Genomic DNA, 26,339 nt, shown 5'->3' with positions numbered 1-26,339 from the left:
TTCCCAGGAGGGTTCATGGAGCACCTGTATTCGACCGCGGCCGACAGCCGCCGGGCCGCCCGCGTAGAACTGCGTCAACGCGGCCCCGGCGAGCTGGTTTTCGAGCTGGCCGCAGCCGAGTCGGAACCGCCGCGCCTAGGCGAGGTGACCATCCAGGTGTTTGCCGCAGGGCTCAACTTCCCTGACGTACTGACGGCGATGGGCCTGTCCGCGTCGTACTTCGAAGACGCACCCCGGCCCGGACTGGAGTGCGCCGGCGTCGTCACCGCGATCGGACCGGACGTAACCGCGTTCCGGATCGGCGACCGGGTCGCTGCCGTGGCGGAGGGAGCCTTCGCATCCGAGGTCAATGTACCGGCGGCAGCGGTCATGTCCCTGCCCGATCACCTGGACTTCGCGCAGGCTGCCACGGTGCCCGTCGCGTTCCTCACCGCCTGGTACGGCCTGGTCCGCATGGCCGACCTCCGCCGCGGGGAGCGGCTCCTCATCCACTCCGCCGCCGGCGGAGTGGGTACGGCGGCACTGGCTGTCGCGAAACTCCGGGGAGCCGAGGTGTTCGCGACGGTCGGGACCGCGGACAAGCGAACATACCTGCACGAACAGGGAGTCCAGCACGTCATGGACTCCCACAGTGTGAAGTTCGGTGACGAGACACTGGCAGCCACGGGTGGCGAGGGCGTCGACGTCGTCCTCAACTCCCTCACCGGAGAGCTGCTGCGCAGAAGTCTGGAACTGCTCCGGGTCCGTGGGAGGTTCGTCGAGATCGGGAAACGCGACATCATGGCCGATGCCGCGCTGGGACTTGGCCCCTTCCGTAACAGCCTCAGCATGCACAGCGTCGACCTCAGACTGCTGGTCGACCGTTGTCCGGCCCTCATTGGCGAACTCCTGGCGGAACTGGCGCCGTTGTTCGCCTCCGGCACCTTGGAAGCGTTGCCCTACACGCCGTTCCCGGTGTCACGAGCTGATCGGGCGTTCCGCACGATGATGAGCGGACGGCACATCGGGAAGATCGTGCTGACGTTCGCGTAACAGCCCGCGCGCAGGCCGTAGTTGCTGCTACGGCCTGCGCCGCAGCATGTTCATGATGGTCATCGTCAGGACCGTCTCGCCGTGTTGGTTGAGCACTTCAACATCGGTATGGACCAGACCGCGGTCCGGCTTGGAGCGGGAGACGCGGGCCCCGGTGACCGTGGCCCGGACCGACAGCGTGTCGTCCGGCCGCACCGGACGCTGCCAGCGCACTTCGTCGACGCCGGGGGATGCGAGGGAGGCGACCTTGCTGAGGTAGTGGTCCGCGTACAGGCGCATCATCACGGCCGTGGTGTGCCACCCGCTTGCGATCAGTCCCTGAAACGGCCCGGCCTGCGCCGCCTCGGGATCCGTGTGGAAGCTCTGGGTGTCGAAGCGGTGGGCGAACTCGAGGATCTCCTGCTCGGTGAGGGTGATGCTGCCGAAGACGTGCACCGTGCCCGGTACGTAGTCCTCGAAATACCGGTCTTCGATGGGGGCGGTGAAGTTGTCGGTGGTGGCCGGGGTGGTCGTTGTCATGGGTCCCCTCTCACGCGGTTCCACGGCTCGGTTCGGCGAGCCGTCGTGCACGATCATGCGTACGGTAGCGGACCGCTGCCGCCTCGAAGGCCGCGAGTGAGCCGGGATTGGCCAAGGCACCCTGTGCCGCCACGAGTTCCGGCTCCGCACCGGCGAGGATGCGTTTGACCGGGACCTCCAACTTCTTGCCCGACAGTGTGCGGGGGATGGCTGGGACGTGCACGACGTGGTCCGGGACATGGTGCTCCGAGAGCTCGGTGCGCAGCGCGTGGCTGATCCGTTCGCGCAGCCGGGCGTCGAGGCTGGTGTCACCCCGCAGCTCGACGAAGAGCATCAGCTTGTCGACTCCGGCCGCCGCCCCTTCCACGTGCACGACCAAGGAGTCGGCGACGTCGTCGAGTTCCTCCACCACTGTGTAGAACTCGGCGGTGCCCAGGCGCACCCCGCCGCGCTTGAGCGTCGCGTCCGAGCGACCACTGATCACACAGGTGCCCCGGTCGGTCACGCTGATCCAGTCGCCGTGATGCCACACCCCGGGGAATCTGGCGAAGTACGAGGCATGACGCCGCGATCCATCGGCATCTCCCCACAGGGCTACGGGCATGCTCGGCATCGGCCGGGTCACCACGAGCTCCCCGGTCTCGCCGGTGACGGGCTGCCCGTCGGGGCCGTACGCCTCGATGCTCGCTCCGAGGCAACGGCAGCTGATCTCGCCCTCGATGACGGGGAGCAGCGGAACTCCGCCGACGAAGCCGGTGCACACGTCGGTGCCGCCCGACAACGACGTGAGCAGCGGGGCAGGTGCCCCACTGTCGGCCGACGCCTCGTACACCCAGCGGAACCCCTCGGCGGGCAGCGGAGCGCCGGTCGACCCGATGCCGCGCAGCCGCGAGAGGTCCAGGTCCTGCCAGGGGGTGATCCCGGCCTTGCGGCAGGCCATCAGATACGGCGCCGATGTGCCGAAGTACGTCGTTCCGGATTCCGCGACCAGGCGCCACAGGGCGCCGAAGTCGGGGTGCGTCGGGTTGCCGTCGAAGAGCACCACCGCGCTGCCCACGGCGAGTCCGGAGACGAGGTAGTTCCACATCATCCAGCCCGTGGTGCTGAACCACAGGAACCGGTCTCCGGGGCCCAGGTCGTGGTGCAGCGCCAGCATTTTCAGATGCTCCAGCAGGATGCCGCCGTGGCCATGCACGATGGGCTTGGGCAGCCCTGTCGTCCCCGACGAGTACAGCACGTAGAGCGGATGGCTGAACTCGACCTCCTCAAAGGCGAGTTCACCCGTCTCGGCGAGCAGTTCGCCCCAGGACATGTCGGAGCCCGCGTCAGAACCCGCGTACGGGACGGTCACCGTGTGCCGCAGACTCGGCAGGGCCGCGCGAATCGCCTCGACCTCCGGCGCGCGGTCGACGAGCCGGTCACCGGAGCGGTAGCCCATGACGGTCACCAGGACCTTCGGTGCGATCTGGCTCCAGCGGTCCTGTACGGAACGGGCACCGAACTCCGGGGCGCACGACGAGAAGACGGCGCCCAGGCCCGCACAGGCAAGCAGGAGCACCAGGGCCTCGGGGATGTTCGGCAGATAGGCGGCCACCCGGTCGCCGCGCCCGACCCCGAGACCGCGGAGACCGCGCTGGGCGCGCGCGACCTGGTCGCGGAGCTCGTCGGCGCTGAGCACGACGGGCTCTCGCGTCTGCGAGTGCCCGATCACCATGGGAGCCGAGCCTTCGACGCCCGGCATGCTCAGGACGCGCCGGGCGTAGTTGAGCCGAGCACCTGGGAACCACTGGACGTCCGCCATGGCGGGCGCGTCGACGAACGCGGGAGCAGGGGTCTTCGGAGTGACTTCGAAGTACTCCCACAGCGATGACCAGAAGGCGTCCAAGTCGCTCACCGACCACTGCCACAAGTCCGCGTAGCCGTTGAACCGGAGCCCGCGGTGTCGGTCGAGCCAACACAGGTAGTCGCCGATACGAGAGCGGTCGAGCACGTCATGCGGCGGGGACCACAGCGGGGTGTCGGGCGTCATGTGTGTTCACCTCGAACGTCGAACGGAGTGAAGTTCCGGGAGGTCAGTGACGGTTGAGCAGCACGACGCAGCCGACATGGCCGGGCGCCGGGGCCAGGGGGATGTCGATCCAGGCCGAGCCGCGGCCGTGATGGTCGTCGCCGATGTCGCGCAGCCCGAAGCCGGTGGCTTTCACATACGCCTCACGACGGGTCCATGTGCGGTACCAAAGGACGGTCCTGTCCGCGGTGTCGGCCGTGGACCACTGCTCGTACTCGGCTGGAGAGAAGAAGCCCGCCGCCACTCCGGCGAAGTCCCGCTCCACTGTGGTCTGTTCGACGTCGATACCCACCCGGCCCCTCCAGGTGACGGCGAGCAGCGTCAGTCGCCCGGAGTGCGAGAGGTTGAAGTCGAGCCCAGGACACGGTGGTTCGGTCACGAACGGCCGTCCTGTCTCGGTGGCCGCGAAGCGGATGTGTGACGCCGGCGTCCGGAGCTCGCGAGCGAGTACCCGCCGAGCCAGCGCGCGTCCGGTCATGAATCGGGCGCGCGCGGCGCCGGTGGCGATGCGCGCGAGCTGTGCGCGTTCGTCCGAGGCCAGTTCCGCCGCGTACGCCGTGAAGCTCGCAGCATGCGGGAGCGGAGCCTGTGCAGCCCACACCTTCACCGGGTGGCCGAAAGGATGGTACTCGCCGAGCAGTTGGGGGTCGCGGCTGATGGTGTCCACGGGCGATCGCCTCGTTCGGCTGGTGCGTCCCGGTACAGCGGGCGGCGCGGGGATCAGTCGGTGTGATGTGCGTGTGATCTCGGTGGACCTTAACGACGGCCGCTTAAACGGCACTTACCTTCTCTTAAACGGTGTCGGCCCAGGTGGCGCGAGCCTTGGCGGCGACAAGGACGCAGGCCGGGGTTGTCACCGCCGAGAAGGTGACGACGGCGGTGAGGAGATCGGTGGCTGCGGCAAGGAAGCCGACGCCGATGACGGGCAGCCCGACTCCGAGGTACGTGATCATGTAGAAGGCGGAGAGGACCTCGGCGCGGGACTCAGGCGGCGCCACCTCGTTCACTCTGGCCAGCGCCGCCTTGAACGTGATTCCTTGACCCGCCCCGCCGCACGCGGCGGCGGCGAGAAAGAGCCACAGCGAGCGGGTGCCTCCGGCGCCCGCCAGCATCCCGAGGCCGGCGGTGAGCAGCAGCAGCCCCGCGGTCGGCCGCCCGGCGATGCCCGTGCGTGCCACCGCGTACTGCGTTCCCGCGGCGAACAGCAGGAACATGCCCGCTGCCGTCCCGGCGAGCAAGAGGTCGTGGCGGTGCAGGATGGCTGTGGCGTACGACGGGACCATGGCGAGGAAGAGCGCGACCACGGCCCACCCCAGAACGCTCACAGCCGAAGCCAGCGCGAAGCGCCGCCGCAGGGGGACCGGGATGCGGGGTGGGTGGAATCGCCAGATGCCGCGACGTGCCCTCCTGGGCAGCTGGGTAACGGCTACCGCCGCCAGGGCGAGCAGGGCGAGTTCCACGAGATAGGTCAGGAGTAGGGGCAGCGGCGCGTGCTCACCGAGGAATCCGGCAAGCACCGGGCCGATGCCACCACCGCCCGTGATCGTGGCGGCGGCGAGCATGGAAGCGCGTGCTCGGTCTCCCGATGGCTCCGTCTCCACCAGGGCGGCGGAGAGCGCCCCGGAGGCCGCGCCGACCGAGATGCCCTGCAGTGCGCGAGCCGCGAAGAGCCAGGCCACGCCGTCGGCGCAGCAGAAGAGGACGGCCGCGATCGCCGCGAGGGCGACGGCCGGGCCGGCCACGCGGCGGTACCCGACGCTGTCGGTCAGTGCTCCGGCGAACATGGCCGTGGGGATCAGAGTGCCGGCGTACACGGCGAAGACGAGGGTGACCACGAGCGGGGAGAACCCGAACTCGCTTTGGTAGCGGGCGTACAGGGGGGTCGGTATGTTGGTGCCGACCGTCAGCACGAAGAGGATGTAGGCGGAAGCTGCGAAGGAAAGACGGCCGCCGCGCCCCTGCCGGTCGCGCCGCTCTGAGGTCTGAGGCCGCCCAGGGCCTCGCTGCCCAGCGATGTTCACGAGGCGTACGCCGAGGACAGCAACCGGCTGTGGTCGTCCAGCCACGGCTCGCGGGCGAGGATCGCCCGATGCAGATTGCGCAGCCGGTTGCAGGGTTCCATGCCCAGCTCGTCGTGGAGTGTCTGGCGGATGCGCTGGTACGCCGCCAGACACTCGGGTATGCGACCGCTGCGGTAGAGGGCGATCATCAGGCAGGCATGGATGTTCTCCCACATGGGGTGTTCTTGCGTAAGGCCATAGAGCTCGCCGAGGAGCTGCGTGTGGCGGCCGAGCCGAAGTTCCAGGGTGAGTCGCTGTTCGTGCAGGGCATTGCGTCGCTCGTCCAACTGCTGGGCGAAGCCGTCCAGGGCGGGAGTGGTGCGTACGTCGGCGAGTGCGGTGCCCCGCCAGAGGGTGAGCGACTCGGAGAGAAGTCGGGCAGCGTCCTGGGTGCGGTCGGCGTCCATAGCTTGTTGGATCTTGACCGCGTTGGATTCGAAAAGGGTGAGGTCGAGGGTGTGCTCGTCGAGCCGCATCATGTAGCCGGACGACGTGGTGGTGATGAGAGCGGGGCTTGCACCTGCCCGGGTGAACTGCCCGCGCAGCTTGGAGACATAGACCTGGAGTGCTGTGGACGCGGTCCTCGGCGGTGTCCCGGCCCACAGGGCGCTGATGAGCCGTGACGGGGAGACCACGTGGCCGGCATGCATACAGAACAGGGCCAAGAGCGACCGGATTTTGAGTGCCTGCGGGGTGACCTTTTCGCCGAGGTCATTTTCCACGTCGATAGGGCCCAGAATTCTAAATCTCACATGCCCTCCATTTGAAATCCCGAAGGCGTACCCGTCTGGATCGAACATCGGTGCGACAAGCGAAATGAATCATGGATGTACGTCCGCGCGGCGTCAAGCCCTTTAAAGGTAAACGGAGTCGCCCGGGTGATTCCGGCTTGAAGGTCGTGATGTATAGTCGAAACTTTAGCTGGACCTTAAATCTATCTATGTCACGACATTCATGTGCACAAGGAAAGAAAAATTCCTGCTGCTGTCATGCATGACTGCGTACGGGTTCGGGAATCGGACGCTACTACTCGGCGGTAGATCAAATCTTCGCAAAGTGGAGCAGGTGACGGCGCCGGTCCGCACGTCAGACGGCACGGTCGCAGTTAAGTCGTCCTTATGGGCGGCTTTAGGGGAGAGTATCCGTACGTGCGGCCTCGTGGTGGCGTGAAGGCTGGCAAGAGGCCGTCCGTCGCTTAGGGGAAATTTAGGCGGCCCTTCAGCGTCGAATGGCAGGCTCGTGCAGCGTATCCGACGAGTCAGTTAAGGGGTGCTGTGCGACATCTCGCCTTCTATTCTCCAAGTGACCCTAATCTCGAACTCACCCTCAAAGTGCTGCCCGCAATACTCGCCATTCTTGCCGCGTCCGCGCTCTGCGGGAAACTGGCCCTCATGGTCAGGCAGCCGCGAGTGCTCGGAGAAATGGTAGCCGGTGTACTTCTCGGACCCACGCTTCTGGGGCTCCTTTTTCCCGGGGTGCAGAAGTCGCTCTTCCCCTCGGACGTAAAACCGATCCTCTATGTGCTGAGTACCATCGGACTCACCCTCTACATGTTCCTGGTGGGTGCGGGACTCGATCACGGAAAGACGAGCAAGAAGAGCGATCATGCAGAGGGAACGGTCAGCGAGAGCAGTGGAGTTCAGGGGCGGCACGCGACGCTGTTGGCCCTGTCCGGCATAGTTCCCTCACTGGTGCTCGGTGCCGCAGCGGGACTGCTGTGGTACTCGCAGCTCTCCAGGGACGACGTCTCCCGCATGGAATTCGCCCTCTTCATTGGCGGCGCACTGTCCCTCACGGCGTTCCCGATGCTCGCCCGCATCCTGTACGAACGGGGCCTGGAGAACTCGCCGTTGGGCAAGCTGACACTGGTCGCTGCCTCCATCGACGACGTGGCCGCCTGGTGCTTCCTCGCGGTGCTGTCCGCCGTGCACGCAGGCTCGGGCGCGATGAGCGCACTCCAGAGCATCCTGTTGGCCGGAGTCTTCACCGCCGTGATGCTCTTCGGCGTCGCGCGTCTGCTACGCCCTGTCGGAGCACGGGTGGCGCAGACGAAGAGCCTCACGCTCGGCCAGATGTACATCGTGGCATTCGTGGTCCTCGGAGCCGGCTGGTTCACGGACCGCATAGGCATCTACTCGGTCTTCGGCGGGTTCGTCGCAGGGCTCGCGATGCCGCGAGACGCCGCTTTCCGTGAGGCCCTGCACGGCAAGATGATGGACTTCGTCAGCGTCTTCCTGCTGCCGATCTTCTTCGCGTTCTCCGGGCTCAACACCAAGCTCGGCGGGGTGGCCGGGGCCACCATGCTGCTTGCCCTCGCGACCTTGCTGGTCGCCGGATTCGTCGGCAAGTACGTTGGCTGCGGGCTCGCGATGCGGGCGGTGGGCTTCTCCTGGCGCGAGTCCTGGGCGGTGGGCGGACTCATGAATGCGAGGGGCCTGATGATCCTGATCTTCATCAACATCGGCCTGAGCCAGCGCATCATCTCCCAGGACGTCTTCTCGATCCTGGTGCTCGTCGCGGTGGTGACCACAGCCGCAGCCGTGCCGCTCTACCGGCTGGCCATGCCGCCAACGGCTGAAGGGCGCCTCATGCCCAGCGCCTCCGATACCTCGGCCACGCCTCAGGACGGCCAGCCGGAACCGCGAGAGATGGCGGCCGACGCAGCCTCCTGAGCAGGGCAGCGCACCGATGCCGGGCTATCACTCGGAGGCTTAAGTGGCCCTTTATGGCCTGATGCTTTCCTGGGGTGCCACAGTGAAGCCACCTGGGGAGAGATCTTGTCCAACGACATCGCTGGGGCCGGACCGCACACCACTCACGACACGAAAGGTGAGCAGGAGACCCGGCGCCGCGCCCTCGTCACGGGGGCGGCCCGGGGGATCGGCCGGAGCATAGCCCTGAAGCTAGCCACGGAGGGGTATGACGTCATCGGCTGCTACCGGTCCGAGAGCAAGGAGGCGCGGGAGACCCTGGAGGAGGTCGAATCCCTGGGCGCCCGCGCGCTGTTCATGGAGTGCGACGTGCGCGACCGCGACGCCGTCGAGGAGATGGTGGCTCATGCCGAGAGCGAGCTGGGCCCCATCACGGCGCTGGTGAACAACGCCGGAATCACCAAGAACGGCCCCATGCCCTTGCTGGCCGGCGAGTCTTGGGACGACGTCATCGACACCAACCTCACCGGCATGTGGAACGTGTGCCAGTCAGTCCTGTACCGCTTTCTGCGGCGCAAGTCCGGCACCTGCGTCAACATCTCGTCCATCGTTGCCCTGAGCGGCTTCGTGACGATGAGCAACTACGCCGCCAGCAAGGCGGGCATCATCGGCATGAGCAAGTCGCTCGCGCGGGAAGTCGCGGCCCACGGCGTCCGGGTCAACGTGGTCGCTCCGGGGATAACGGAGACACAGATGATGGAGGACATCCCCGAGCCGATGCGGGACAAGATGTTGGAGCGCATCCCGCTCAAGCGGTTCGGGCGCCCGGAGGACGTCGCGGAACTGGTCTCCTACCTGCTCTCGGACCGGGCGGAGTACATCACAGGTCAGGTGATCCGCGTGGACGGCGGCGCCGCCCTGTGACGTACGCGCGGCCGCCGTTCCGTGGCGGGCACGGCGGCCGCGCGGACTCCGAGGGACCGTACGTCTCGATCCCTCGGAATCTGCACTCGGCGACCCTGCTCCGGGAAAACGCCGGGGCCTGCTCAGGGCGGCCGGGCACCGGCGGTGTTGCGGCGCTACGAGGAGAGCCGCCTTGCCCCGGCGCCCTCCCTCTCGCCGGCACACGTCCTGACCTCGACGCGGCGCCCCCACCGCGCGCCTCGCCCCGGGTCACCTGTCGCGCAACGCCACTCCGTGCTCATCCGCGAAGAAGCGGCGACAGGAGGCGGAACAGAACCCGACCACGGCCCCCTGGTGCTCCAGCGTGAGCGTGGCCCCGTCCCACCGTCATTCCGCACACCGGATCGATCAGCTTGCCCTCCGGGGCCTGCAGTACCGCGCCCCGGGCGACGGCATCCCGGTAGGGCCGCGTGACCTGCTCTTCCACTTCCCGGGCGCCCACGGACCTTCCGTAGATTCCGATGCTGCCTTCGGAGATCCCGACGATGTGGACGAGGGCGTGCGGTTCACGGCGCAACCGTTCCGGGTCGCGCCTGGCGGCGGCCTCGGTCTGTGCCAGTACGACGGTGAGCGTGTGCACAAGGTGGGTGCTCACCTCCTTGCGCCACGGCGCAGGAACGCTCACCCGTACGAAGTAGCGTGGCAGGTCCGCCGGATCGGCCTCGGGCCGCTGCCCCAGCACCCACCCGGCGGGCTCGTGGACAAGGACCTGCACCAGGCGCCGCTCGGCGTCGAGGACCTCGATCGCGTGGCTGTCGTCCTCGACCATCACCGCGTCGATCAGCCGCCGCCCGAGCGCCTGCCGCTCCTGTTCGCCGAAGATGCCTTGGGGTACGTAGACGTCGATCAGCAGCACCGTGAACTCGCCTCCCGTGCCGGTTCGTTGAGTTCACCTGACGATGTCTGCGGGAGAGGGGCGGGGGCATCAGGCGGGCGACGTGTCTTTGAGCTACTCTCGCGGGAGTAGTTGCATCCGTCTCAGAACTGCTGCGTTGGCCAGTCCAGAAGCCGGGCGCCGATCACCGCGGTCTGCAGCGTGTAGCGCTGGACGGGATCGGACGGGTCGGCTCCGGTGAGCTGGTGGATGCGGTCCAGGCGGTATGTGAAGGCGCGCACGCTCAGCGTCAGGCGGCGGGCGGCCTCGGTGGCGACGCACCCCGCGTCGAAGAACGCGGTGAGGGTGTCGATGAGGGGCTGGGCGCCGCCGCGGGCTCTCTGCAGCGGGCCGAGGGTACTGCTGACGAGGTCGGCCATGGCCTGGCGGTCTCGGGTGAGGACGGGGTAGACGAGCAGGTCGGCGGCGTGCAGGACGGGAGCGTCCAGATCCAGTCGCTGGGCCAGGTCGAGGGCGTTCAAGGCTTCCTCGTAGGAGTGGACGACGCCACCGGGGCCCGGCTGGGGGCGGCCGATGGCGACCCGGCCGCCGTCGGTGGCGGCGTGGGCCTGTTTGGCGAAGAAGGTGAGGACGTCGGTCTGGTCGCCGGGGGCGATACAGACCAGGCGGCCGTCCTTGGTGGTGAGTAGGATGCTGCGGTCGCCGAAGCGGGCGATCAGGGCGCGCTCGACCTCGCGGGGAGCCGGGTCGCTCTCCTCGTACGCGTTCTCGCCCTGCGCCACTGCGACCGCGTGCTCGTAGGAGAGGCGCAGGCCGAACCGTTCGGCACGTTCGGCCAGCTGGCCCAGGTCGCTGCGGCCGTAGAGGAGGTCGTCGATGAACTCCCGCCTCGCCACCTCCTCTTGGCGCACGGCGTGGCGCTGGGCCCGCTCGTAGCCCTCGGCGAACGCGTCGACGGCCTGCGCGGCCACGGCGAGCACGCTGTCGGTGTCCGCGTCGGCGCCGGGCAGGTGCGCGCGGGTCGAGGCCAGGTGTGCGGCGACCAGGGCGCGCAAGCCCAGGCCCGCGTCGGCCGCGAGCTCTCCGAGCGCGCGCCGGGAGTCGAGTTCATCGCGGGTCAGTCGGCGCCCGGTAGCGCAGGCGTCGGCGAGGATGCCGACGTACCCGTCCAAGTACTCCTCGGGTATGTCCCGCTCTATCGCCGCCGCCACGCCTGCCCCCGGTTCTTGATGTGCTGATAACGCCTTCTTAGCGCAAGTCGGGGTGAAGGCAGGCGGCGGGGTCGGTGGGTTGCCGGAGAGCGGCAGTTCGCGCGGCTCGGTGCACGGGGCCCTTGAGCCTTCTGCCATGTGGGACCGGAGGGGGCAGCCCGACGGGGGGTATCGGGGCGCCGCCAACACGTGTGCGCAGCTCCTGCTCACAGTTTGGCGACGTCCGAGGCTCTTCGCCCTTGCCGCCGTTGCCTCGGTGCCGGACACCCGTAGCGGGGCCCGGCACCGAGATCTCGCCCCCGTTTCTGCCGCTGTCATCATGTCGCGGATCCACATCGTGTCGCACTGCCGGGATCCGGCAGTCTTGACGCTCTCTTAATGCCGAAGGGCGACCACTGACGCTGGAATCCGACCCCGCTTGTCGTGCTCATCGGCGAGCACCGGGCGGTAGGCGCCTCTCTCGTCCCGCCTATAGCCTCATTGCCAGGTGTGCCGGGAAGTCTGGTCGGCGGTCGCTTCCCCCTGCCCCGGAGCCCTGGATGCCCAACTTCTGGCCCCAACGGCCGTCCGCCCGGCCGTTCGAGGCGGAGCTACGGAGAGTGACGTATCTCAGTGCTGAGGGCTGCGTCGCCTTCTTCCGGGGCCTTGCCGCCGCCCGCGCGGTCGGCGCCCGGCCGGTGTTCACTCACGCCGACGACAGAGCACGGTCCACGATGCGCAGGATCGGCCTGGATCGGGCCCTGCGCAGCAGTGGCGGCGAGATCGTGTGATGTGGGGACTGCCCGGACACGGCGGCCGACGCCGGGGTGCGCCGACTGTCCGCATGCGCCGACTGGAGCCGGCGAAGCCCGGCGGTACGAGACGAGTGGCGGCCGAGGACGAACGTGGGGTACTCGTCGGCCTCGTCGAGTACCGAGTCTGCGACGCGTGCTGTACGGGCCGGATCGACACGGTCTGGGTCGCCCCGTCGCTGCAGGGGCAGGGCCTGGCCCGGGATGCCCTGCACCTGGCCATGGAGCGGGCGCCCGGCCACGTGTGGGAGACCTCGCAGCAGTCCGCGAGCGGGCGGGCGTTCTTCGCCGCGATGGGTGACGAGATGGAGTGCGCCTTCCCGGTGGCGAGGTCGAGTGGATCGTTCTCACTCCGGTGGCCCCACTGGCGCGGTGCGGTACGGGCGGGGTGGTGCCGGTGTGCCGGGTGAGGGCGGCTGACGGCCGACGGTTTTCCCGTTCTGCTTCCGGGGCCGGTGAAGTTCGGCCTCGTCGTGTGCAGCCTCGCGGAGGCGACGAGGGCGGGTGTCGCGAACAAGTCTCCCTGCCGGGATCCGGCAGTCTCGTATCCGCCTGAATGCCCATCAAGAACCTGTCAACGCCGCGTAAAGAACATGTAGGGTTCCCCGCGGTGTGCCGGGAAGCCTGGTCGGCGGTCTTGCTGCAAGTCTCTTCGCCGAACGGGGATTACGGCCATGGTGCTCATCGCGGTATTCGGAGTGGCCCTGCTCATCGCGGTGTTGCTGTCCGGCCTGGCGGCCCGCACCGTGCTCTCCACCTCCTTCCTCTTCCTGATCGGTGGCGCACTCGTCAGCGACGGCTTCCTCGGGCTCATCCACATCACGCCGGACAGCGAGATCGTGTCCGTGACGGCCGATCTCGCCCTGTTCGCGGTGCTGTTCACGGACGGCATGCACGTCTCCTTCCCGAAGCTGCGCGCCAACTGGAAGAACCCGGCGCGTGCGCTCGGCCTCGGCATGCCGCTCGCGTTCATCGGCATGGCCCTGGTCACGCACTACCTCGTCGGCCTGGACTGGACGACGTCCTTCCTTGTCGGCGCGGTCCTCGCGCCCACGGACCCGGTGTTCGCCTCGGCGATCGTCGGCCGCAAGGAAGTTCCGGCGAAGCTACGACAGTTGCTGAATGTGGAGAGCGGCATCAACGACGGGCTCGCACTCCCGGTCGTTCTGGTTCTCATCGCGGCGGCAGGCCCCACCTCGGGCCACGCTGAGGCGTCCCTGTCGAAGATCGGCCTGGAACTGGTCCTCGGCCTGGCCTTCGGTGTCATCCTGCCGAAGGCGGTCATCGCACTTGCCCGCTTTCGCCACCTCGGCGCCGAACCCAAGCTCCAGCCGCTGCTGCCCCTCGCGATCGGCGTCATCCTGTACGCCATCTGCCATCTGACACACGCCAACCCCTACCTTGCTGCCTTCTCCGCCGGCGCGGTACTCACAGCATGCTCGGTGGAGGCGAAGGAGGCGTTCGAACCGCTGGGCGAGGCGCTTGCGGAACTCGCCAAGTTCGCGGCCCTGTTGGTGTTCGGCGCGCTCCTGACACCGAGCCTCTTCGGGGACCTGTCCTTCGGCGGGTACATCGCCGTGATCCTGTCCATCGTGCTGATCCGGCCCGTGTCGCTGGTGCTCTCCCTGCTCGGCACGCGCTTCGAGCGCAAGGAGAAGCTGGTGGCGGCCTGGTTCGGGCCCAAGGGATTCGCCTCGGTGGTGTACGGACTGTTGGTGCTGCAGGCCGGGATTCCACAGGGCGAACAGGCGTACACACTCATCGCCGTCTGCATCGCCTTCTCGATCATCGCGCGCAGCAGCACCGACGTGCCTATTTCACGGCTCTTCGACGTCCAGGACCTCGTCGGCGTGCCGGAGGGCCCTGCCGTTCGCGACCACGACCACGACGGCGGGAGGACCCGCTTGACGAGACGACTCACCGAAGAGGCCGGAGGACTGTGAACGACTGGCACAGCTGGGCAGCGATCGCCGTTTTCGTCGGGGCGTACGCGCTGATCATCAGCGAGAAGATCCACCGGGTCGCCGCGGCGCTCGGCGGCGCCGGCCTGATGCTGGCGATCGGAGCGACGGACGACACGTCGGCCTTCTACTCCGAGGAGTCCGGCATCGACTGGAACGTCATCTTCCTGCTCATGGGCATGATGATGATCGTCGGTGTGCTCAAGAAGACCGGCATGTTCGAGTACTTGGCGATCTGGGCGGTCAAGCGGGCCCGTGCGAAACCATTCCGTGTGATGGTGATGCTCATCGTCATCACAGCGCTGGCATCGGCGCTCCTCGACAACGTCACGACTGTGCTGCTCATCGCTCCAGTCACACTCCTGGTGTGCGAGCGGCTCTCGCTCCCCGTGGCGCCGTTCCTGATCGCCGAGGTGTTCGCGTCCAACATCGGCGGCGCGGCCACCCTGGTCGGTGACCCGCCGAACATCATCATCGCCAGCCGCGCGGGCCTGACCTTCAACGACTTCCTGGTCCATCTCGCCCCGCTGTCAGCCGTGTTGACCGTCGTCCTGGTGCTGCTGTGCCGGGTGATGTTCCGCAAGGCGTTCGTGTACGACGAGGAGCGAGCCGACGAGGTCATGTCCCTGGAGGAGCGCGAGGCCATCAAGAACCCCCGCCTGCTCGTTCAGGGGCTCGTGGTCCTCTCTCTCGTCGTCGTCGGGTTCGTGCTCCACCCCGTGCTGCACTACGAGCCCAGCGTCGTCGCTCTGTTGGGGGCGGGCCTGCTCATCGCTGTCTCCACGGTGGAGACCGGTGAGGTGCTCGGCGAGGTCGAGTGGCCGACCCTGGCCTTCTTCGCGGGCTTGTTCGTCATGATCGGCGGGCTGATCGAGACCGGCGTCATCGGTGAGATCTCCAAGGCCCTTGCGGAGGTCATCGGCGGCAGCGAACTCGGTGGCTCCATGGTCTTGCTGGGTGGCTCGTCCGTCCTTTCGGGCATCGTCGACAACATCCCGTACGTGGCCACCATGGCGCCCATCACCGCTGACCTCGTCCACGACATGGGTGGCGCCGGGGGCCACGTCATGTGGTGGGCCCTCGCCCTCGGCGCCGACCTCGGCGGCAACGCCACCGCGATCGGCGCCAGCGCCAACGTCGTCGTCCTCGGTATCGCCGAACGCAACCGACAGCCCATCTCCTTCTGGCAGTTCACCAAGTACGGCCTCGTCGTCACCGCTGTCACCGTGGCCACCTCGGCCCTGTACGTGTGGCTGCGCTACTTCGTCCTGGCCTGACGGCGGTTATCCACGGCATGTCGCCCCGATGAGCCGACAGACCGGGGCCCGGCCCGGGACACGGGTCGGTACATGGCGATGTGGCTGGACCGCCTTCGCCGCGCTGCTGCTCGCGGCCGGTGCCCGTACCGACGACCAGTAGAACCATCGACAGCATGCGGAGGAAACAGCCGTGCTCAGCCTCTTGATCCCTTTCGGCCTGCTGGCGGCCGTGGCGATGCTCCTTATCGTGGTCCTGCTGCGCCGAGGCAACAGGCGTACGGAGAACGCGGACGGCCTGCTCATCGAGCAGCAGCGGCGCGCTCAGGCGCGTACCGACCGCACGACGTACGGAGCGGGTGCCGTTCGTCATTCCACGACGCCCTTCGGCGACAGGTTGCGCCCGTGACCAGGGTGAACTGGAACGGGCGGAACCTGCCACGGAACGGGAGCACTTCAGGGACCATGTCCTCACTGCCCCAGCAGGCCCAACACCCGCTGCCCCAGGGCCACATGGTCGTGTGCGGTGACGACGCGCTTGCCGAGCGGCTCGCCGCGGAGCTGCGCTCCGTGTACGGCGAGCGGGTCACGGCCATCGTGCCCACCGTCCGTGCGGCCGACGGTGCCCGCGGCGGGCCGGCGGCCCGGGCCCGGGCCGCGGCCCTGCTCGGCCGGATGCAGGCCGCCATGGTGCGGGCCGCCGGAGCGGCGGACAGCGTCGACGGGGCGGCCTCCGCGCGCGCTCCCCGCGTCCTGGAGGCAGCGGAAGCCGACGAGAGCACCCTGATCGAGGCCGGGGTGCGGGAGGCCGCCGCCCTCGCTCTCGAGGAACGGGCCCGGCCGGGTGCGCGCGACCAGGTTCAGCATCTCCGGCACGTCGTCGGGCCCGAGCCGCACCGCCTCGGGGTCCGGCGCCGTGGCCACCCCGGAGTCGACGAGCTGCACCCCGTCCGCCTGAAGCAGCCAAAATCCACCGCGCCCATGCCTGCGTGCCGCCCACTCCCGCGCCCTCACCCGCAGCCGCAGCGTCTCCACACTCGCCGCGCCGGCTTTCGCCGGGGCCATGATGGGCCGCCGGGTCCTCGGTGCGATCCCCGTCGAGCGCAAGGTGCTGCTCTTCGCCGCCCTCGACGTCGCCGGTCACCCACAACTGGAGGAGCGAACGGTCGCCGAGTCGTTCCGGGCCGGCGCTTGGCGTGTGCTCGCAGTCGACTCCACGGCCCCCGACGAACGGCTGCCCGACCTCGCCGCCTCTCCGGCGGAAGACGACCCCGCGCATCCACCCGGCCTGGTCTGGAACCTGGACCCCGGCTACGTGCTGCGCCCCACCGACCGCGTGGTCCTCGCCGCGACGCGACAGGGCCTCGCCGAACTCCTCGGCCGCCAACCACAGCTCAGAGGTGGCCGGGCCGGGTCGTAGCGGGAGATGGGCCGCAGCGAACATGCAGGCATTAAAGACGCGTAAAGATTGCCGGAGAACGGCAATGTGCGAGGCGGCCACCGCGTGCGACGATCCTCACCCACCGAGGTGAGAGTCAAGTCGAGGGAGGTGTCCGCGGTGGCCTTGTTTCTCGGTCTCGGCATCACAGGTGTCGTCCTGCTGCTGCTCTCCCTGATCTTCGACGGAGTGCTCGAAGGGCTCTTCGGCGGCGTCGATGTGCTGGACGGACTGTTCGACGGCCTCCTGTCGCTGCCGGTCATCGCGGGCTTCGTGTCGATGCTCGGCTTCGGCGGTGCCATCGTGCTCGGCACCACCGGGCTCGGCGCCGGGCCTGCCACCACCGTCGGAGCGGGTGCTGGTGCCGCGGCGGGCTGGCTGACATGGAAACTCAGCCGCGCCCTGATCCGGGACCAGACGGCTCCGACACCGCGCGGCGACGACCTCGTGGGTACGTCGGGCAACGTCGTCACCGCCATCCCGGCCGACGGGTACGGAGAGGTTCTTCTCCAACTGGCGGGTCAGCCGATGAAGTTCGCGGCGAAGAGCGAGGTGGCGCTTGCCCGAGGAGCCGACGTCTGGGTCGACGAAGTGCTCTCACCCACCTCGGTCGCGGTGCGCTCCGTCGAACGCTGACGGTCCCACCCATCGACCACCAAGCCACTCAACCGCACACCGATCACTGAACCAACTGCGTCCTTCCGGGAGGCAGAGGGGGAATCCATCATGAGTCCAGTCGTCATAGCCGTCACCGGGGTCGTCGTACTCCTCGTGCTCCTGGCGCTCGTCGTCATCACCCGCTACAAGGTCGCCGGGCCCAGCGAGGCGTTCATCATCACCGGCCGGCGCGGCAAGAAGTCCACGGACCCTGAGACCGGACGGATCTTCACCGACAACAGCGGCCAGAAGGTCGTTGTCGGCGGCGGCGTGTTCGTCGTCCCCTTCGTCCAGCAGAGGTTCACGCTCGACCTCTCCTCCCGTCACATCCCCATCGCCGTACGTGGTGCGGTCACGCTGAGGGGCGTCAAGGCGCACCTCGAAGGCGTCGCGATCGTCAAGGTCGGCGGCACCGAGGACTCCATCCGCGCCGCGGCTCAGCGCTTCCTGATGCAGCAGGACGGCATCGTGGGCTTCACACAGGAGGTCCTGTCCGGAGCGCTGCGCTCCATCGTGGGCCGTATGTCGGTGGAGGACATCATCCGTGACCGGGCGGCGTTCGCCGGCCAGGTCGCCGAGGAGGCCGAAGCCTCGCTGTCTGGGCAGGGCCTGGTCCTGGACGCCTTCCAGATCCAGGACATCACCACCGAGGGCTCCTACCTGGAGGACCTGGGGCGCCCGGAGGCGGCCCGCGCCAAGCAGGAGGCCGACATCGCCGAGGCCGTCGCACGCCGCGCCTCCGAGCAGGCCCGTCTCAAAGCCGAGGAGGAGATCGCGGTCGCCCAGCGGACGTTCGCGCTCAAGCAGGCCGAGATCAAGGCCGAGACGGACCAAGCCGCCGCCCAGGCCAACGCGGCGGGACCGCTCGCCGAGGCCGCCCGCAGCCAGGACGTGCTGACCGAGCAGGAGAAGGTGGCCGAGCGCCAAGCGGCCCTGACGGACCGCGAGTTGGACACCAAGATCCGCAAGCCCGCCGACGCCGCCCGCTACCAGGCCGAGCAGGAGGCCGAGGCCCGCCGCATCGGCCTGGTCAAGCAGGCCGAGGCGGACGCCGAGCGCTCGCGCCTCACCGGTGAGGGCGAGAAGGCGCACCGGGCGGCGCTCGCCGAGGCCGTACGGATCGAGGGCGAGGCGGAAGCCGCCGCGATCGGGGCCAAGGGCTCGGCCGAGGCCGAGGCGATGCAGAAGAAGGCCGACGCCTTCGCGCAGTATGGGGACGCCGCCGTCCTGCAGATGCTCGTCGAGGTGCTGCCGCAGGTCGTGGCCAAGGCGTCGGAGCCGCTGTCCGCCGTGGACAAGATGACGGTGATCTCCACGGACGGGGCAAGCCGGCTCTCCCGCACGGTCGCCGACAACGTCGCCCAGGGCGTCGAACTGCTCAACTCCACCACGGGAGTCGACCTCCCCGCACTCCTCAAGAACATCACTGGCGGAGGCGAACCGTCGGACCCGGCGCCCGCAACGGCACCGGACAACGGGCAGATCAAGATTACCGGCTGAAGCCGACACACTCTCCGCATGGCGGCCCGCACACTGTGCGGGCCGCCGCGTATCTTTCGCGTCAATGAACTGGCCCGCGTCACGGTCGCGTACGACGCTGAGGACAGGAACTCTCCACCAGGCGAGGAGCGGGTCGTGCGCGCACGGGATCTGGCGATCGAATACGAATCGGTGAGTGTCGACAGCGACGCCATGGCGGCGGCCCGACTGATGGCCGAGCAGAAGCTGCCCGGCCTCCTCGTCCTGGACGGCAAGGGCGAGCCCAAGGCGATCCTGCCGGCCTCCCAGCTGGTCAAGATGATCGTCCCCACGTACGTCATAGAGGACCCGACGCTCGCGGCGGTCGTCGACGAGCGGCACGCCGACCGGCTCTGCCACGTCCTCAAGGGCCGCACCGTTGGAGAGTGCCTCTCCAGCAAGGCGACCCCGCCCCCCATCGCGGCCCCGGACGACACCGCGCTCGAAGTCGCGGCGCTGATGGCGCAGGTGCGCAGTCCTCTGGTGGCGGTCGCCGAGTGGGCCAAGGACGGTACGCACCTGGTCGGCGTCATCACCGCATCCCATCTGCTGCAGGAACTCCTGGGTGTGGCGGGGACGTTGGACACCCCCTCGGCGTGACGCAGGGCGCCCCCGACAGACAGCCCAGCAGCGCGGCGGCGAAGCACGCGGCGCGCCAGCGCCGTGTGGAGTGAAAGTTGATGCTGCGGAGCACGCCGAAGCGTCAGCCGGCCAACGCCTCCGCGAAGCCGCGCGCCACCGCCACTGACACCGGCGCCGCGCATCGCTGAAAGGAGCCGAGGTGCGGTCTTTCGCCGCAGGATGTCTCGTCCCCGGTGTGTGATCCTCGGATCGTTGTCGGCCAACAGGGCAGGGGAGCCTGACGACTTCTGTCATGCAGCAACGCCCCTCGGGGCCTCGGCATCGCCAGCAGTCTCGCGCTCAAGGCCCGGTGTACCGGGCCAGCAGATAGATAAGTTGCCCTCGCTCAACGGAGCCTCGATGTGCCGCCAGTCTTCCACCGTCGAGGGGGCACCTGCACAACGGGGCCTCGTGGTGTGCAGCACGCACCCACCAGACATCGTCACAGCGCCGTGACCTGCACACCTACAAGACCACACTGACATTGCCATCGCCCTGTGGAGTGGGCCCGCAGTGCTGTACTGGGAGCCTTGGCCACCTCGCAAAAGGTTATGGGGCACTCAGTGGCGTCCTTGCAGCACGCTCTGCAACAGCTGGCGCGCCAGGGAGTTCTGGATGTGTGCCGGTTGTCTGGTGGGCATGGCCAAGATGAGCTGTCCGTCCTGCCTGACTGCGGCAAAGCCGCAGAAGCCGGTGCCCTGCAGGTCCAACTCGACGACCTTGACGTTGAGTTCGGAGATCAGCTGAGGCAGGGGAGTCTCGCAGAAGTGGCCTGAGGCGCGGGAAGGCTGTTCGGAGGTGCGGTCGGTAGAATTCACGGCGTGTCCCGATGGAGAGTGAGAGGGATCCGTTCGAGGCGAGCTGCGAACTCGCTGAGTTGTTGAGGCCGGGCGGAGGCTGACTGCTCGGCCACAGCTTTCTGGAGTGAAACGGTCAGGGCTGCCCTGGCCTGGGCGACTTCGCGAATCGAGCCAGAGCCGTGGTCAGTGTCGTGAGCGCCTCGTCTGTGAGTCGGCTCGCAAGAATGACTGCGGCGGCGTGCGGATCGTCTGCTGGAACCCCCACTCTTTCGGCTCGGCGTACGAAGACGCCGGAACCGCGTCGGGGCTCGACGTAGCCCTCCTCTCGTAGTCGCGCGAGCGCCGTGCGGACCGTGGTACGCGACACGGCGTACTGCTTCATGAGTGAGTTCTCGCTGGGGATTCGGCTACCGGCCGCGTAGTGCCCGTGGGTGATGAGCGCGAGCACCTGATCGGCGACCATGTCGCTCCGCCGTTGCTGGTTGCAGCGCGCTGTTGGCGGGCATTCGTCATCGAAGGTGTGCATGGTGTCGTCCGGTCATGTGTGACTGAGGCGTGCGGGTGCGGGGCCTCTCCGCGCTTACGCGGCTCGAAGGTGCGGCGCTACGGTGGTTGCCGGGATACCTGCGAACCGGAGAAGTAGAGGAGAGATGGCCGTGATCGACCGTCACGCATCGACTCACAGGTACATCGAACTCGCGAACCGCATCCGGTCGGGCATCGTGAGCGGGGAGTTCCCTCCCGGCCGCGAACTGCCCACGTACGACGAGTTCCGTGACGAGTGGGGGTACGCCCGCTCCGTGGCTCAGGCGGCCCTGGATCTCCTCAAGCGCGAAGGACTGATCGACAGCGGCCGAGGGCGCAGGTCGAAGGTCCGTGAGCGGCGTCCGATACTCACGCATACCGCCTCGTTCGCGCGACGCGAGGTGGGTGGCAAGTGCCTTACGTGGAAACGGCAGTGCGCGGAGCTCGGGATGGAAGGGGCTCAACGCACCGGCCAGATCCGGGAGATCCCGGTTCCTGATGAGGTCGCTCCCTACCTGGATCTGGAGCCCGGCGAGCCGGTGGTCCTGCGGCCGCGCGTGATGCTCGCGGACGGTGAACCTGTCGAACTCGCTGATTCCTACTACCCGTTGGATGTCGCGCGCGGCACGCCGCTCGCCGAGCATCAGCTCGTACGTGGAGGTCCGTACGCGGCCATGGCCGAGGCAGGTCTTTCGCCTGAGACGTACGAGGAGGAGATCGGCGTCCGGCCGGCACTGTCCGGTGAGCGGTCCGCGCTGAACCTGAGCGGGGAAGAGGCGGTCATCTCTCTGATCCGCACAGTGTATGGGCGGGACGAACGGCCGTTGGAGTGCTGTGTCATGGTCCTGAGGGCGGACCGTCACAAGCTCAAGTACGAGTTGCCGATGCATCTTTGACCCCCAGTCGGGTCACCGAGCGGGGCTCCTTCGGGCCCCGCTCTGCCGTACCTTCGTATGTTGACACTTCGTAGGTATACCGGCAACCTCGATGCATACGTGCCATGAGGCTCGTCGGTGCATCCGACGTCGAGAGCGTCCGAGGTGACGTGGCCATGGATCTGTATTGCAGCGCTCGTCCCGTCGCGATGGTGGTGTGGGTTCTCGGGGCGGCGTTGACGATGACGCGGACGTACTCCGTCATGACGTGGTCCATCGCGGATGGTGGGTGGACGTCATGATGGCGCCGTGCTGGATGGCGGGACTTGGCGCTTCGCGTCGCGCGGAAGCGGGCGGAACGAAGGCCGACCAGCGAAGGAGTTCGCGGTTCGATCTCCTGTCCTGGGCTGCGTTGTTGGCCGCGATCGTCGTCACCGCTTCCGGCGAATACCAACTGGGCGTCCATGCGGGATTCGGCTCGTGGATAGCCGCGGGGATCCCGGCTGCCCTCGACGTCTACGCGCTGCGGGCGATGCGAGTGCGACGCGATGTGATGGCCGTTGTTTTCGCGATGATCGCGGTGAACGGTCTCTCGCACCTGGTGAGTACCGGCTTGCTCCGGGTCAACGTGCCGCTCGTGGTTGCTGTTTCGGCGATCGCGCCTCTCGTCTTCTGGCGGGTCCACCTGCTGGCTTCTGCGACGACGGTGGTGACGGGCGGCGAAGTCTGCGCGGCGGACGACGTGACGGGCGACGACGACGTGGCGTCTGTTCCTGAGCGCCCGAGTGACGCGCCCACGACGCCCGTCAGTTACACCAACGCTGTGGATCTCGCGATCCGCCCCCTGTACGACGGCGGTCTTCGTCCGACGACGAAGCAGATGACGGCCGCCATGACGAACGCGGGACTTGAGCCCAAAGAGTCGACGGCCCGTGCTGCACGGATCCGCATCGAGGCGTGTGAGCCGCACTTGAAGGACCGGCCGTCCGCGCTCACCGGCTGACGCGATGGTGCTGTGTTCTGGGCCGCACGCCGTCTCGCTCCACTGACAGGAGGTCGCCGCGATGGCGACGAACGGAACACCCAAGGGGGAACCCCAGCAGGTTCCGGTGCCACCTGAATACCCGCCATCGAACAGGTCCGAAGCAGTGCCCAGGCGCAAGGGCGGCTCCAAGGTGCACATCAACAAGGTCGGACTGGTCCCGGATGTGTCGCTGCCGCCGATGTCGTTCAACTACCACCGGACGACCGTCGTGCAGGGAGCGCGAGGGGGAGCGGGGGGCAAGCAGACACCGGGCTCGGGATTCACGAGTGACGAGGACATTCGCGCCTACTGTGAATCGCTGCGCAAGGGAGCCAGGCCGCGTGCCGTGGAGCGCTCCCTCGACGCCGAGGTGTTGGAGTCGAGCCTCAGGAACATCCCAGACACGCAGGGCAGGATGAGTGGTTCGCGCGCTCGCGCTCGGAGGGTAACCCGGCATCTGAAGAGGATCGCCGCTGCGGAGAAGCTGATCGCGAAGCAGGCTTCAGCTTTGTGGGCGACCTTCACGCGTGAGTACGAGGCCGAGTTGGCGCAGATCAGTAGCGGTCGCCGTCATGGCGATCCGCGCTACCAGCCCCGGCGCAGGAACAGCTCTTTCTGGAAGCAGTTCTGATGGCTCTCGTCGTTCGCGCCGAAGCCTTGTTGATGCCCTCCTATCAGCCCGGACGCGGGTCTGACGCCCGGACGGACGCGTGAGGTGACGCCGTGGCTGACGGCTTGATGGCCAACGTATGGAAGGCCGTGAAGCATCCGCGCATGCGGCCCTGGCTGGCCGCTGCCGCCTCCATGCCCACCTCCGTCGGCATGCATGCCCTATGGGGTCACTCGCCGGTGGCCGCGTCCGGACTCACTGTCGCCGCGGGCCTGTTGACCGCGACGACGTGGTGGGTCGGCGACGGCACGACGAGACCACGGCGCCTGCACGCCACCCTGTCCACCGCCGCTGGAACCACCTACCTGGTGCTCGCCACCGTCACCGACCCGCTCGACCCGTTCCTCACGTCAACGTGGGCGATCGGTGGGGCAGTTGCGGCGGGCGGCTGGAACATGCGGCAGATCCTTCGCGTCAACCCGGACACCAAGAGCGACCAGGCGGACCACACCGGCTTGCTCGTCAAGTCGCTGGGCAAGGCGAAGGCCGCGTTGAAGAGCGAGCCGAAGGTCGAGCCGAACAAGGTCACCGCGAAGTACAAGCTGACGGGTGGAGAGCTGACCAACGCCGATCTGGGCTCTCGCATCGACCACATCGCATCTGAGCTGGGCATTTCCCCCAACAGCATCCGCGTCGTCCCCGACCCTGAGAATGCCGCTGAAGGCGAGTTCGTGTTCGTGCCCAAGGACATGCTCGTCGATGGCGCCGACTATCCCGGTCCCTCTGCGCCAGGCGGATCCGTCGTTGACCCGATCCATGTCGGCATCTACGAAGACGGTGAGGACGAGAAGCTCTGGTTCCCCGCCGACGAGAAGCAGAAGCGCAACGCCACGCACTTCGGCGTGTTCGGTATGAACGGCTCCGCCAAATCCACCGCCATGACATTCACGGTGATGGAGGTGCTGACCAGGCACGATGCCATCGTGTGGGGGTGCGACCCGGCGAAGGGCATACAGACCTTCGGGCCGCTGCTGCCCTATCTGGACTGGGTGGAAATGACGATGGCCGGATGCGAAGCCATGGTCGACGCGCTCCCGCACGTCATCACTGCCCGGGCCGACGAGCTCGGCCGTCACGGCTTCAAGAACTGGACCCCCGCTGCTTTCGAGCAGCTCGGCATGCCTTACATCGTCGTGCTGATGGAGGAGTCCGCGAAGCTCTTCCGTAACGGCTCCGAACTGGAGCCCGTCGTCGAAGGCGCCCGCTCCGCCGGGATGACCGTCATCGTCAGCCAACAGCGGCCGAGCCGCACGTCCATGCCCACGGACGTGCGCGAACAGCTCGGCGGCATCATGTGCTTCGGCGTCAAGGGAGCCACGACCGCCGACATGGCCCTCCCCGACGACGTACGGGATGCCGGCGCCCGACCGGAAGCGTGGGAGAACCGTAAGCCCGGCTACAACTACCTGGTCGCACCCGGCGTCGAGGAAGAGCGCTACGCCGTGAAGGCCCGCACCTGGAACCCGGTCAGCGATGACGAGATCCGCGCGGTCCTCGAACGGTTCGCGATCCACACCCCTGCAGATGCCACCACGACGGCCGCGGCAGGCGATGCCTACGCCAGGCGCTCCATCTACACCCCCGATGAGCCTCTGACCAGCCTTGACGTCAAAGCCGGCGCCATGTCGAAGGAGGAAGAGGACCGGGCAGAGCAAGCGCTGCTCGAACGACAGGTGGCGCGGGACGTGAACGCGATGGTGCCCGGCGACGATCGAGCCGGTACAGAGCCTGACGTCGACCCGGACAAGGAGATCGCCCCCGTGCCGAGCGACTCCGTGTGGCGCTTCGGGAACCAGCCCGCGCAGTACGTCGAGCGCACCACGGAGGAGGCGCTCGCCGAACTCCACCAGATGCTCCACGAGTGGCGTGCCGAGGGCCGCCAGTTGCTCGGACCGAAGGACTTCGCCCCGTTCGGCAAGGACAGCCGCATCGGCCGCTCCCGCCCGTGGATCAGTGAGCATCTGACCGAACTCGCCGATGAGGCCGAGGAATTGGAGGAGACCGACGAACCTGGCGTCTACAAGTTGCTCTATCCGGAGCTGACGCCCACCTGACCTGCACTGACACCGATCTGGCGTGTCAGAGCGGGAGTCAGAGGCGTGACACCCCACCCGACCCAGGTGAGGCGCGCGCGTGGGCGAACCGACACCTCCTGACACCGTCGTCTGACTCCACCTGACTGTCAGACCCCGACTGCATCAACCCACGATCCAGCGATCGATGGATCTGGACTATCTGAGGAGCTCGGCATGTACGTGACGGTCCACCGCTCCGGTGGACGGCAGGGCCTCTACAAGGCCCGCGTGGAGCAGGTCGCAGATGCTGCGGGCCAGTTGGTCACGGACCACATGGGCAGCCGCATGCCGAACGTGCGGATCATCCTCACTGACCACGCAGGCATGACGAGGCTGAAGGAGCGCGCCGACCGGGAGGTTGCCGGAGGGGAGGAGGGCTCAGGAGCCCGGCCCTCGCTCAGTCTTTGCGATGGTCTTGCTGTGGCGCTGCAGTCGTCGGCTCTGGGGCAGACGGTCTTGGATCGCAGGGGCATCCTCATGTTGATCAACGGCTGGAGGCAGAAGAACCTACGGGATCTGGACGAGACACTCGTGCACGAGTTGGTGCACTGCGTGCAGCTGAACGTGCCCGAAACGCATGCGCGCCAGATCGCCTTCATCCGGCAGCTCTACAACGTCACCCCGCGGACATCGGAGTTCGGCGCGTACATGAAGGTCGTGGACGACCAGGAGAAGGAGGCATACGACCTCGAACGGCTCGCCCGCAAGCTCCCTCCTCCTGCGGACGACGAGTAGACCCCCGCGACTACAGGGAGGATGGCCATGATCCCCACCCCCAGCGCCACTGCT

Annotated in this window: 26 protein-coding genes and 1 pseudogene; 17 read left to right on the top strand and 10 right to left on the bottom strand. The window is 67.8% G+C overall.

The features are described from left to right. The first annotated feature begins 15 nt into the window (after nucleotides 1-15). Complete coding sequence (locus ACFWYM_RS29840; protein WP_384844039.1) at nucleotides 16-1,032, top strand: zinc-binding dehydrogenase; 1,017 nt, start codon at nucleotides 16-18, stop codon at nucleotides 1,030-1,032. A 27-nt stretch (nucleotides 1,033-1,059) separates the two neighbouring features. On the opposite strand, the gene ACFWYM_RS29835 is transcribed toward ACFWYM_RS29840, so the two are convergent. The 5 genes from ACFWYM_RS29835 to ACFWYM_RS29815 all read right to left on the bottom strand — a co-directional run bounded on the left by ACFWYM_RS29835 (nucleotide 1,060) and on the right by ACFWYM_RS29815 (nucleotide 6,479). Further along, on the bottom strand, nucleotides 1,060-1,551 hold the full coding sequence (locus tag ACFWYM_RS29835; RefSeq protein ID WP_384844036.1) for a MaoC family dehydratase: 492 nt from the start codon (nucleotides 1,549-1,551) through the stop codon (nucleotides 1,060-1,062). Nucleotides 1,552-1,561: 10 nt separating this feature from the next. Beyond that, a complete protein-coding gene (locus ACFWYM_RS29830; protein ID WP_384844033.1) occupies nucleotides 1,562-3,580 on the bottom strand; it encodes an acetoacetate--CoA ligase in 2,019 nt (672 codons plus the stop codon). A gap of 43 nt (nucleotides 3,581-3,623) precedes the next feature. Further along, complete coding sequence (locus ACFWYM_RS29825; protein WP_384844030.1) at nucleotides 3,624-4,286, bottom strand: 4'-phosphopantetheinyl transferase family protein; 663 nt, start codon at nucleotides 4,284-4,286, stop codon at nucleotides 3,624-3,626. A gap of 124 nt (nucleotides 4,287-4,410) precedes the next feature. Continuing rightward, nucleotides 4,411-5,529 (bottom strand): MFS transporter, encoded by a 1,119-nt coding sequence (locus ACFWYM_RS29820; RefSeq protein WP_384844027.1) that lies wholly within the window; start codon nucleotides 5,527-5,529, stop codon nucleotides 4,411-4,413. A gap of 107 nt (nucleotides 5,530-5,636) precedes the next feature. Beyond that, on the bottom strand, nucleotides 5,637-6,479 hold the full coding sequence (locus ACFWYM_RS29815) for a BTAD domain-containing putative transcriptional regulator (RefSeq protein ID WP_384844024.1): 843 nt from the start codon (nucleotides 6,477-6,479) through the stop codon (nucleotides 5,637-5,639). A 474-nt stretch (nucleotides 6,480-6,953) separates the two neighbouring features. Here ACFWYM_RS29815 and ACFWYM_RS29810 point away from each other — a divergent pair, with 474 nt between their 5' ends. Next, nucleotides 6,954-8,351: a cation:proton antiporter gene (locus ACFWYM_RS29810; protein ID WP_384844022.1), complete on the top strand. Its 1,398-nt coding sequence runs from the start codon at nucleotides 6,954-6,956 to the stop codon at nucleotides 8,349-8,351. A 105-nt stretch (nucleotides 8,352-8,456) separates the two neighbouring features. Further along, on the top strand, nucleotides 8,457-9,254 hold the full coding sequence (gene fabG / locus ACFWYM_RS29805) for a 3-oxoacyl-ACP reductase FabG (protein WP_384844019.1): 798 nt from the start codon (nucleotides 8,457-8,459) through the stop codon (nucleotides 9,252-9,254). 277 nt (nucleotides 9,255-9,531) lie between these two features. On the opposite strand, the gene ACFWYM_RS29800 is transcribed toward fabG, so the two are convergent. Then, on the bottom strand, nucleotides 9,532-10,149 hold the full coding sequence (locus ACFWYM_RS29800; RefSeq protein ID WP_384844016.1) for a hypothetical protein: 618 nt from the start codon (nucleotides 10,147-10,149) through the stop codon (nucleotides 9,532-9,534). Nucleotides 10,150-10,271: 122 nt separating this feature from the next. Next, complete coding sequence (locus tag ACFWYM_RS29795; protein WP_384844013.1) at nucleotides 10,272-11,339, bottom strand: PucR family transcriptional regulator; 1,068 nt, start codon at nucleotides 11,337-11,339, stop codon at nucleotides 10,272-10,274. A 599-nt stretch (nucleotides 11,340-11,938) separates the two neighbouring features. Here ACFWYM_RS29795 and ACFWYM_RS29790 point away from each other — a divergent pair. The 5 genes from ACFWYM_RS29790 (at nucleotide 11,939) to ACFWYM_RS29770 (ending at nucleotide 15,756) form a co-directional block, all read left to right on the top strand. Next, complete coding sequence (locus tag ACFWYM_RS29790) at nucleotides 11,939-12,109, top strand: hypothetical protein (protein WP_384844010.1); 171 nt, start codon at nucleotides 11,939-11,941, stop codon at nucleotides 12,107-12,109. Nucleotides 12,110-12,162: 53 nt separating this feature from the next. Then, nucleotides 12,163-12,540: a GNAT family N-acetyltransferase gene (locus ACFWYM_RS29785; RefSeq protein ID WP_384844007.1), complete on the top strand. Its 378-nt coding sequence runs from the start codon at nucleotides 12,163-12,165 to the stop codon at nucleotides 12,538-12,540. A 264-nt stretch (nucleotides 12,541-12,804) separates the two neighbouring features. Further along, nucleotides 12,805-14,073: a cation:proton antiporter gene (locus ACFWYM_RS29780; protein WP_384844004.1), complete on the top strand. Its 1,269-nt coding sequence runs from the start codon at nucleotides 12,805-12,807 to the stop codon at nucleotides 14,071-14,073. Then, nucleotides 14,070-15,368 (top strand): SLC13 family permease, encoded by a 1,299-nt coding sequence (locus ACFWYM_RS29775; RefSeq protein WP_384844001.1) that lies wholly within the window; start codon nucleotides 14,070-14,072, stop codon nucleotides 15,366-15,368. The genes ACFWYM_RS29780 and ACFWYM_RS29775 overlap by 4 nt, the downstream gene beginning before the upstream one ends. 172 nt (nucleotides 15,369-15,540) lie before the next feature. Then, complete coding sequence (locus ACFWYM_RS29770; protein ID WP_384843998.1) at nucleotides 15,541-15,756, top strand: hypothetical protein; 216 nt, start codon at nucleotides 15,541-15,543, stop codon at nucleotides 15,754-15,756. A 62-nt stretch (nucleotides 15,757-15,818) separates the two neighbouring features. On the opposite strand, the gene ACFWYM_RS29765 is transcribed toward ACFWYM_RS29770, so the two are convergent. Beyond that, entirely contained in the window at nucleotides 15,819-16,412 is a 594-nt protein-coding gene (locus ACFWYM_RS29765) for a hypothetical protein (RefSeq protein ID WP_384843995.1), read from the bottom strand. On the opposite strand from ACFWYM_RS29765, the pseudogene ACFWYM_RS29760 reads away from it, so the two are divergent. From ACFWYM_RS29760 to ACFWYM_RS29745, 4 genes and pseudogenes are all read left to right on the top strand, one after another. Further along, nucleotides 16,333-16,767 (top strand): annotated as a pseudogene (locus tag ACFWYM_RS29760) (potassium transporter TrkA); the annotation flags it as partial. The gene ACFWYM_RS29765 and the pseudogene ACFWYM_RS29760 sit on opposite strands and share 80 nt — an antisense overlap. A gap of 138 nt (nucleotides 16,768-16,905) precedes the next feature. Continuing rightward, on the top strand, nucleotides 16,906-17,421 hold the full coding sequence (locus ACFWYM_RS29755) for a hypothetical protein (protein WP_384843992.1): 516 nt from the start codon (nucleotides 16,906-16,908) through the stop codon (nucleotides 17,419-17,421). 90 nt (nucleotides 17,422-17,511) lie between these two features. Further along, entirely contained in the window at nucleotides 17,512-18,942 is a 1,431-nt protein-coding gene (locus ACFWYM_RS29750) for a flotillin family protein (RefSeq protein WP_384843989.1), read from the top strand. Nucleotides 18,943-19,077: 135 nt separating this feature from the next. After that, entirely contained in the window at nucleotides 19,078-19,560 is a 483-nt protein-coding gene (locus ACFWYM_RS29745) for a CBS domain-containing protein (RefSeq protein ID WP_384844130.1), read from the top strand. A 581-nt stretch (nucleotides 19,561-20,141) separates the two neighbouring features. Here ACFWYM_RS29745 and ACFWYM_RS29740 read toward each other — a convergent pair. Together ACFWYM_RS29740 and ACFWYM_RS29735 are read right to left on the bottom strand one after the other, a co-directional pair. Further along, entirely contained in the window at nucleotides 20,142-20,399 is a 258-nt protein-coding gene (locus tag ACFWYM_RS29740) for a hypothetical protein (protein WP_384843987.1), read from the bottom strand. 115 nt (nucleotides 20,400-20,514) lie between these two features. Beyond that, nucleotides 20,515-20,844, bottom strand: coding sequence for a winged helix-turn-helix domain-containing protein (locus ACFWYM_RS29735; RefSeq protein WP_384844127.1), 330 nt, complete (start codon nucleotides 20,842-20,844; stop codon nucleotides 20,515-20,517). 187 nt (nucleotides 20,845-21,031) lie between these two features. Here ACFWYM_RS29735 and ACFWYM_RS29730 point away from each other — a divergent pair, with 187 nt between their 5' ends. From ACFWYM_RS29730 to ACFWYM_RS29710, 5 genes are all read left to right on the top strand, one after another. Continuing rightward, the gene (locus ACFWYM_RS29730; protein ID WP_384843984.1) at nucleotides 21,032-21,802 is read left to right on the top strand and encodes a GntR family transcriptional regulator; all 771 of its coding nucleotides are present in this window, start codon (nucleotides 21,032-21,034) and stop codon (nucleotides 21,800-21,802) included. A gap of 277 nt (nucleotides 21,803-22,079) precedes the next feature. Next, on the top strand, nucleotides 22,080-22,784 hold the full coding sequence (locus ACFWYM_RS29725; RefSeq protein WP_384844124.1) for a hypothetical protein: 705 nt from the start codon (nucleotides 22,080-22,082) through the stop codon (nucleotides 22,782-22,784). A 61-nt stretch (nucleotides 22,785-22,845) separates the two neighbouring features. After that, nucleotides 22,846-23,436, top strand: a complete 591-nt coding sequence (traA, locus tag ACFWYM_RS29720; protein WP_384843982.1) for a plasmid transfer protein TraA — start codon at nucleotides 22,846-22,848, stop codon at nucleotides 23,434-23,436. A gap of 92 nt (nucleotides 23,437-23,528) precedes the next feature. Then, nucleotides 23,529-25,529, top strand: a complete 2,001-nt coding sequence (gene traB / locus ACFWYM_RS29715) for a plasmid transfer protein TraB (protein WP_384843979.1) — start codon at nucleotides 23,529-23,531, stop codon at nucleotides 25,527-25,529. A 195-nt stretch (nucleotides 25,530-25,724) separates the two neighbouring features. Further along, complete coding sequence (locus ACFWYM_RS29710; protein ID WP_384843976.1) at nucleotides 25,725-26,285, top strand: hypothetical protein; 561 nt, start codon at nucleotides 25,725-25,727, stop codon at nucleotides 26,283-26,285. Nucleotides 26,286-26,339: the final 54 nt, after the last annotated feature.

It is taken from the genome of Streptomyces sp. NPDC059009 (assembly GCF_042740175.1).
Lineage (GTDB): Bacteria > Actinomycetota > Actinomycetes > Streptomycetales > Streptomycetaceae > Streptomyces.
The sequence above is the reverse complement of the archived record's forward strand: the minus strand, read 5'-3'. Positions and strand labels throughout refer to the sequence as shown.

Coding starts and splice junctions, on each gene's coding strand:
- ACFWYM_RS29840 (WP_384844039.1), top strand. CDS start 16: ATGGAGCACCTGTATTCGACCGCGGCCGACAGCCGCCGGGCCGCCCGC.
- ACFWYM_RS29835 (WP_384844036.1), bottom strand. CDS start 1,551: ATGACAACGACCACCCCGGCCACCACCGACAACTTCACCGCCCCCATC.
- ACFWYM_RS29830 (WP_384844033.1), bottom strand. CDS start 3,580: ATGACGCCCGACACCCCGCTGTGGTCCCCGCCGCATGACGTGCTCGAC.
- ACFWYM_RS29815 (WP_384844024.1), bottom strand. CDS start 6,479: ATGTTCGATCCAGACGGGTACGCCTTCGGGATTTCAAATGGAGGGCAT.
- ACFWYM_RS29785 (WP_384844007.1), top strand. CDS start 12,163: ATGCGCCGACTGGAGCCGGCGAAGCCCGGCGGTACGAGACGAGTGGCG.
- ACFWYM_RS29780 (WP_384844004.1), top strand. CDS start 12,805: ATGGTGCTCATCGCGGTATTCGGAGTGGCCCTGCTCATCGCGGTGTTG.
- ACFWYM_RS29765 (WP_384843995.1), bottom strand. CDS start 16,412: ATGGCCCCGGCGAAAGCCGGCGCGGCGAGTGTGGAGACGCTGCGGCTG.
- ACFWYM_RS29750 (WP_384843989.1), top strand. CDS start 17,512: ATGAGTCCAGTCGTCATAGCCGTCACCGGGGTCGTCGTACTCCTCGTG.
- ACFWYM_RS29735 (WP_384844127.1), bottom strand. CDS start 20,844: ATGGTCGCCGATCAGGTGCTCGCGCTCATCACCCACGGGCACTACGCG.
- ACFWYM_RS29730 (WP_384843984.1), top strand. CDS start 21,032: ATGGCCGTGATCGACCGTCACGCATCGACTCACAGGTACATCGAACTC.
- ACFWYM_RS29725 (WP_384844124.1), top strand. CDS start 22,080: ATGATGGCGCCGTGCTGGATGGCGGGACTTGGCGCTTCGCGTCGCGCG.
- traA (WP_384843982.1), top strand. CDS start 22,846: ATGGCGACGAACGGAACACCCAAGGGGGAACCCCAGCAGGTTCCGGTG.
- ACFWYM_RS29710 (WP_384843976.1), top strand. CDS start 25,725: ATGTACGTGACGGTCCACCGCTCCGGTGGACGGCAGGGCCTCTACAAG.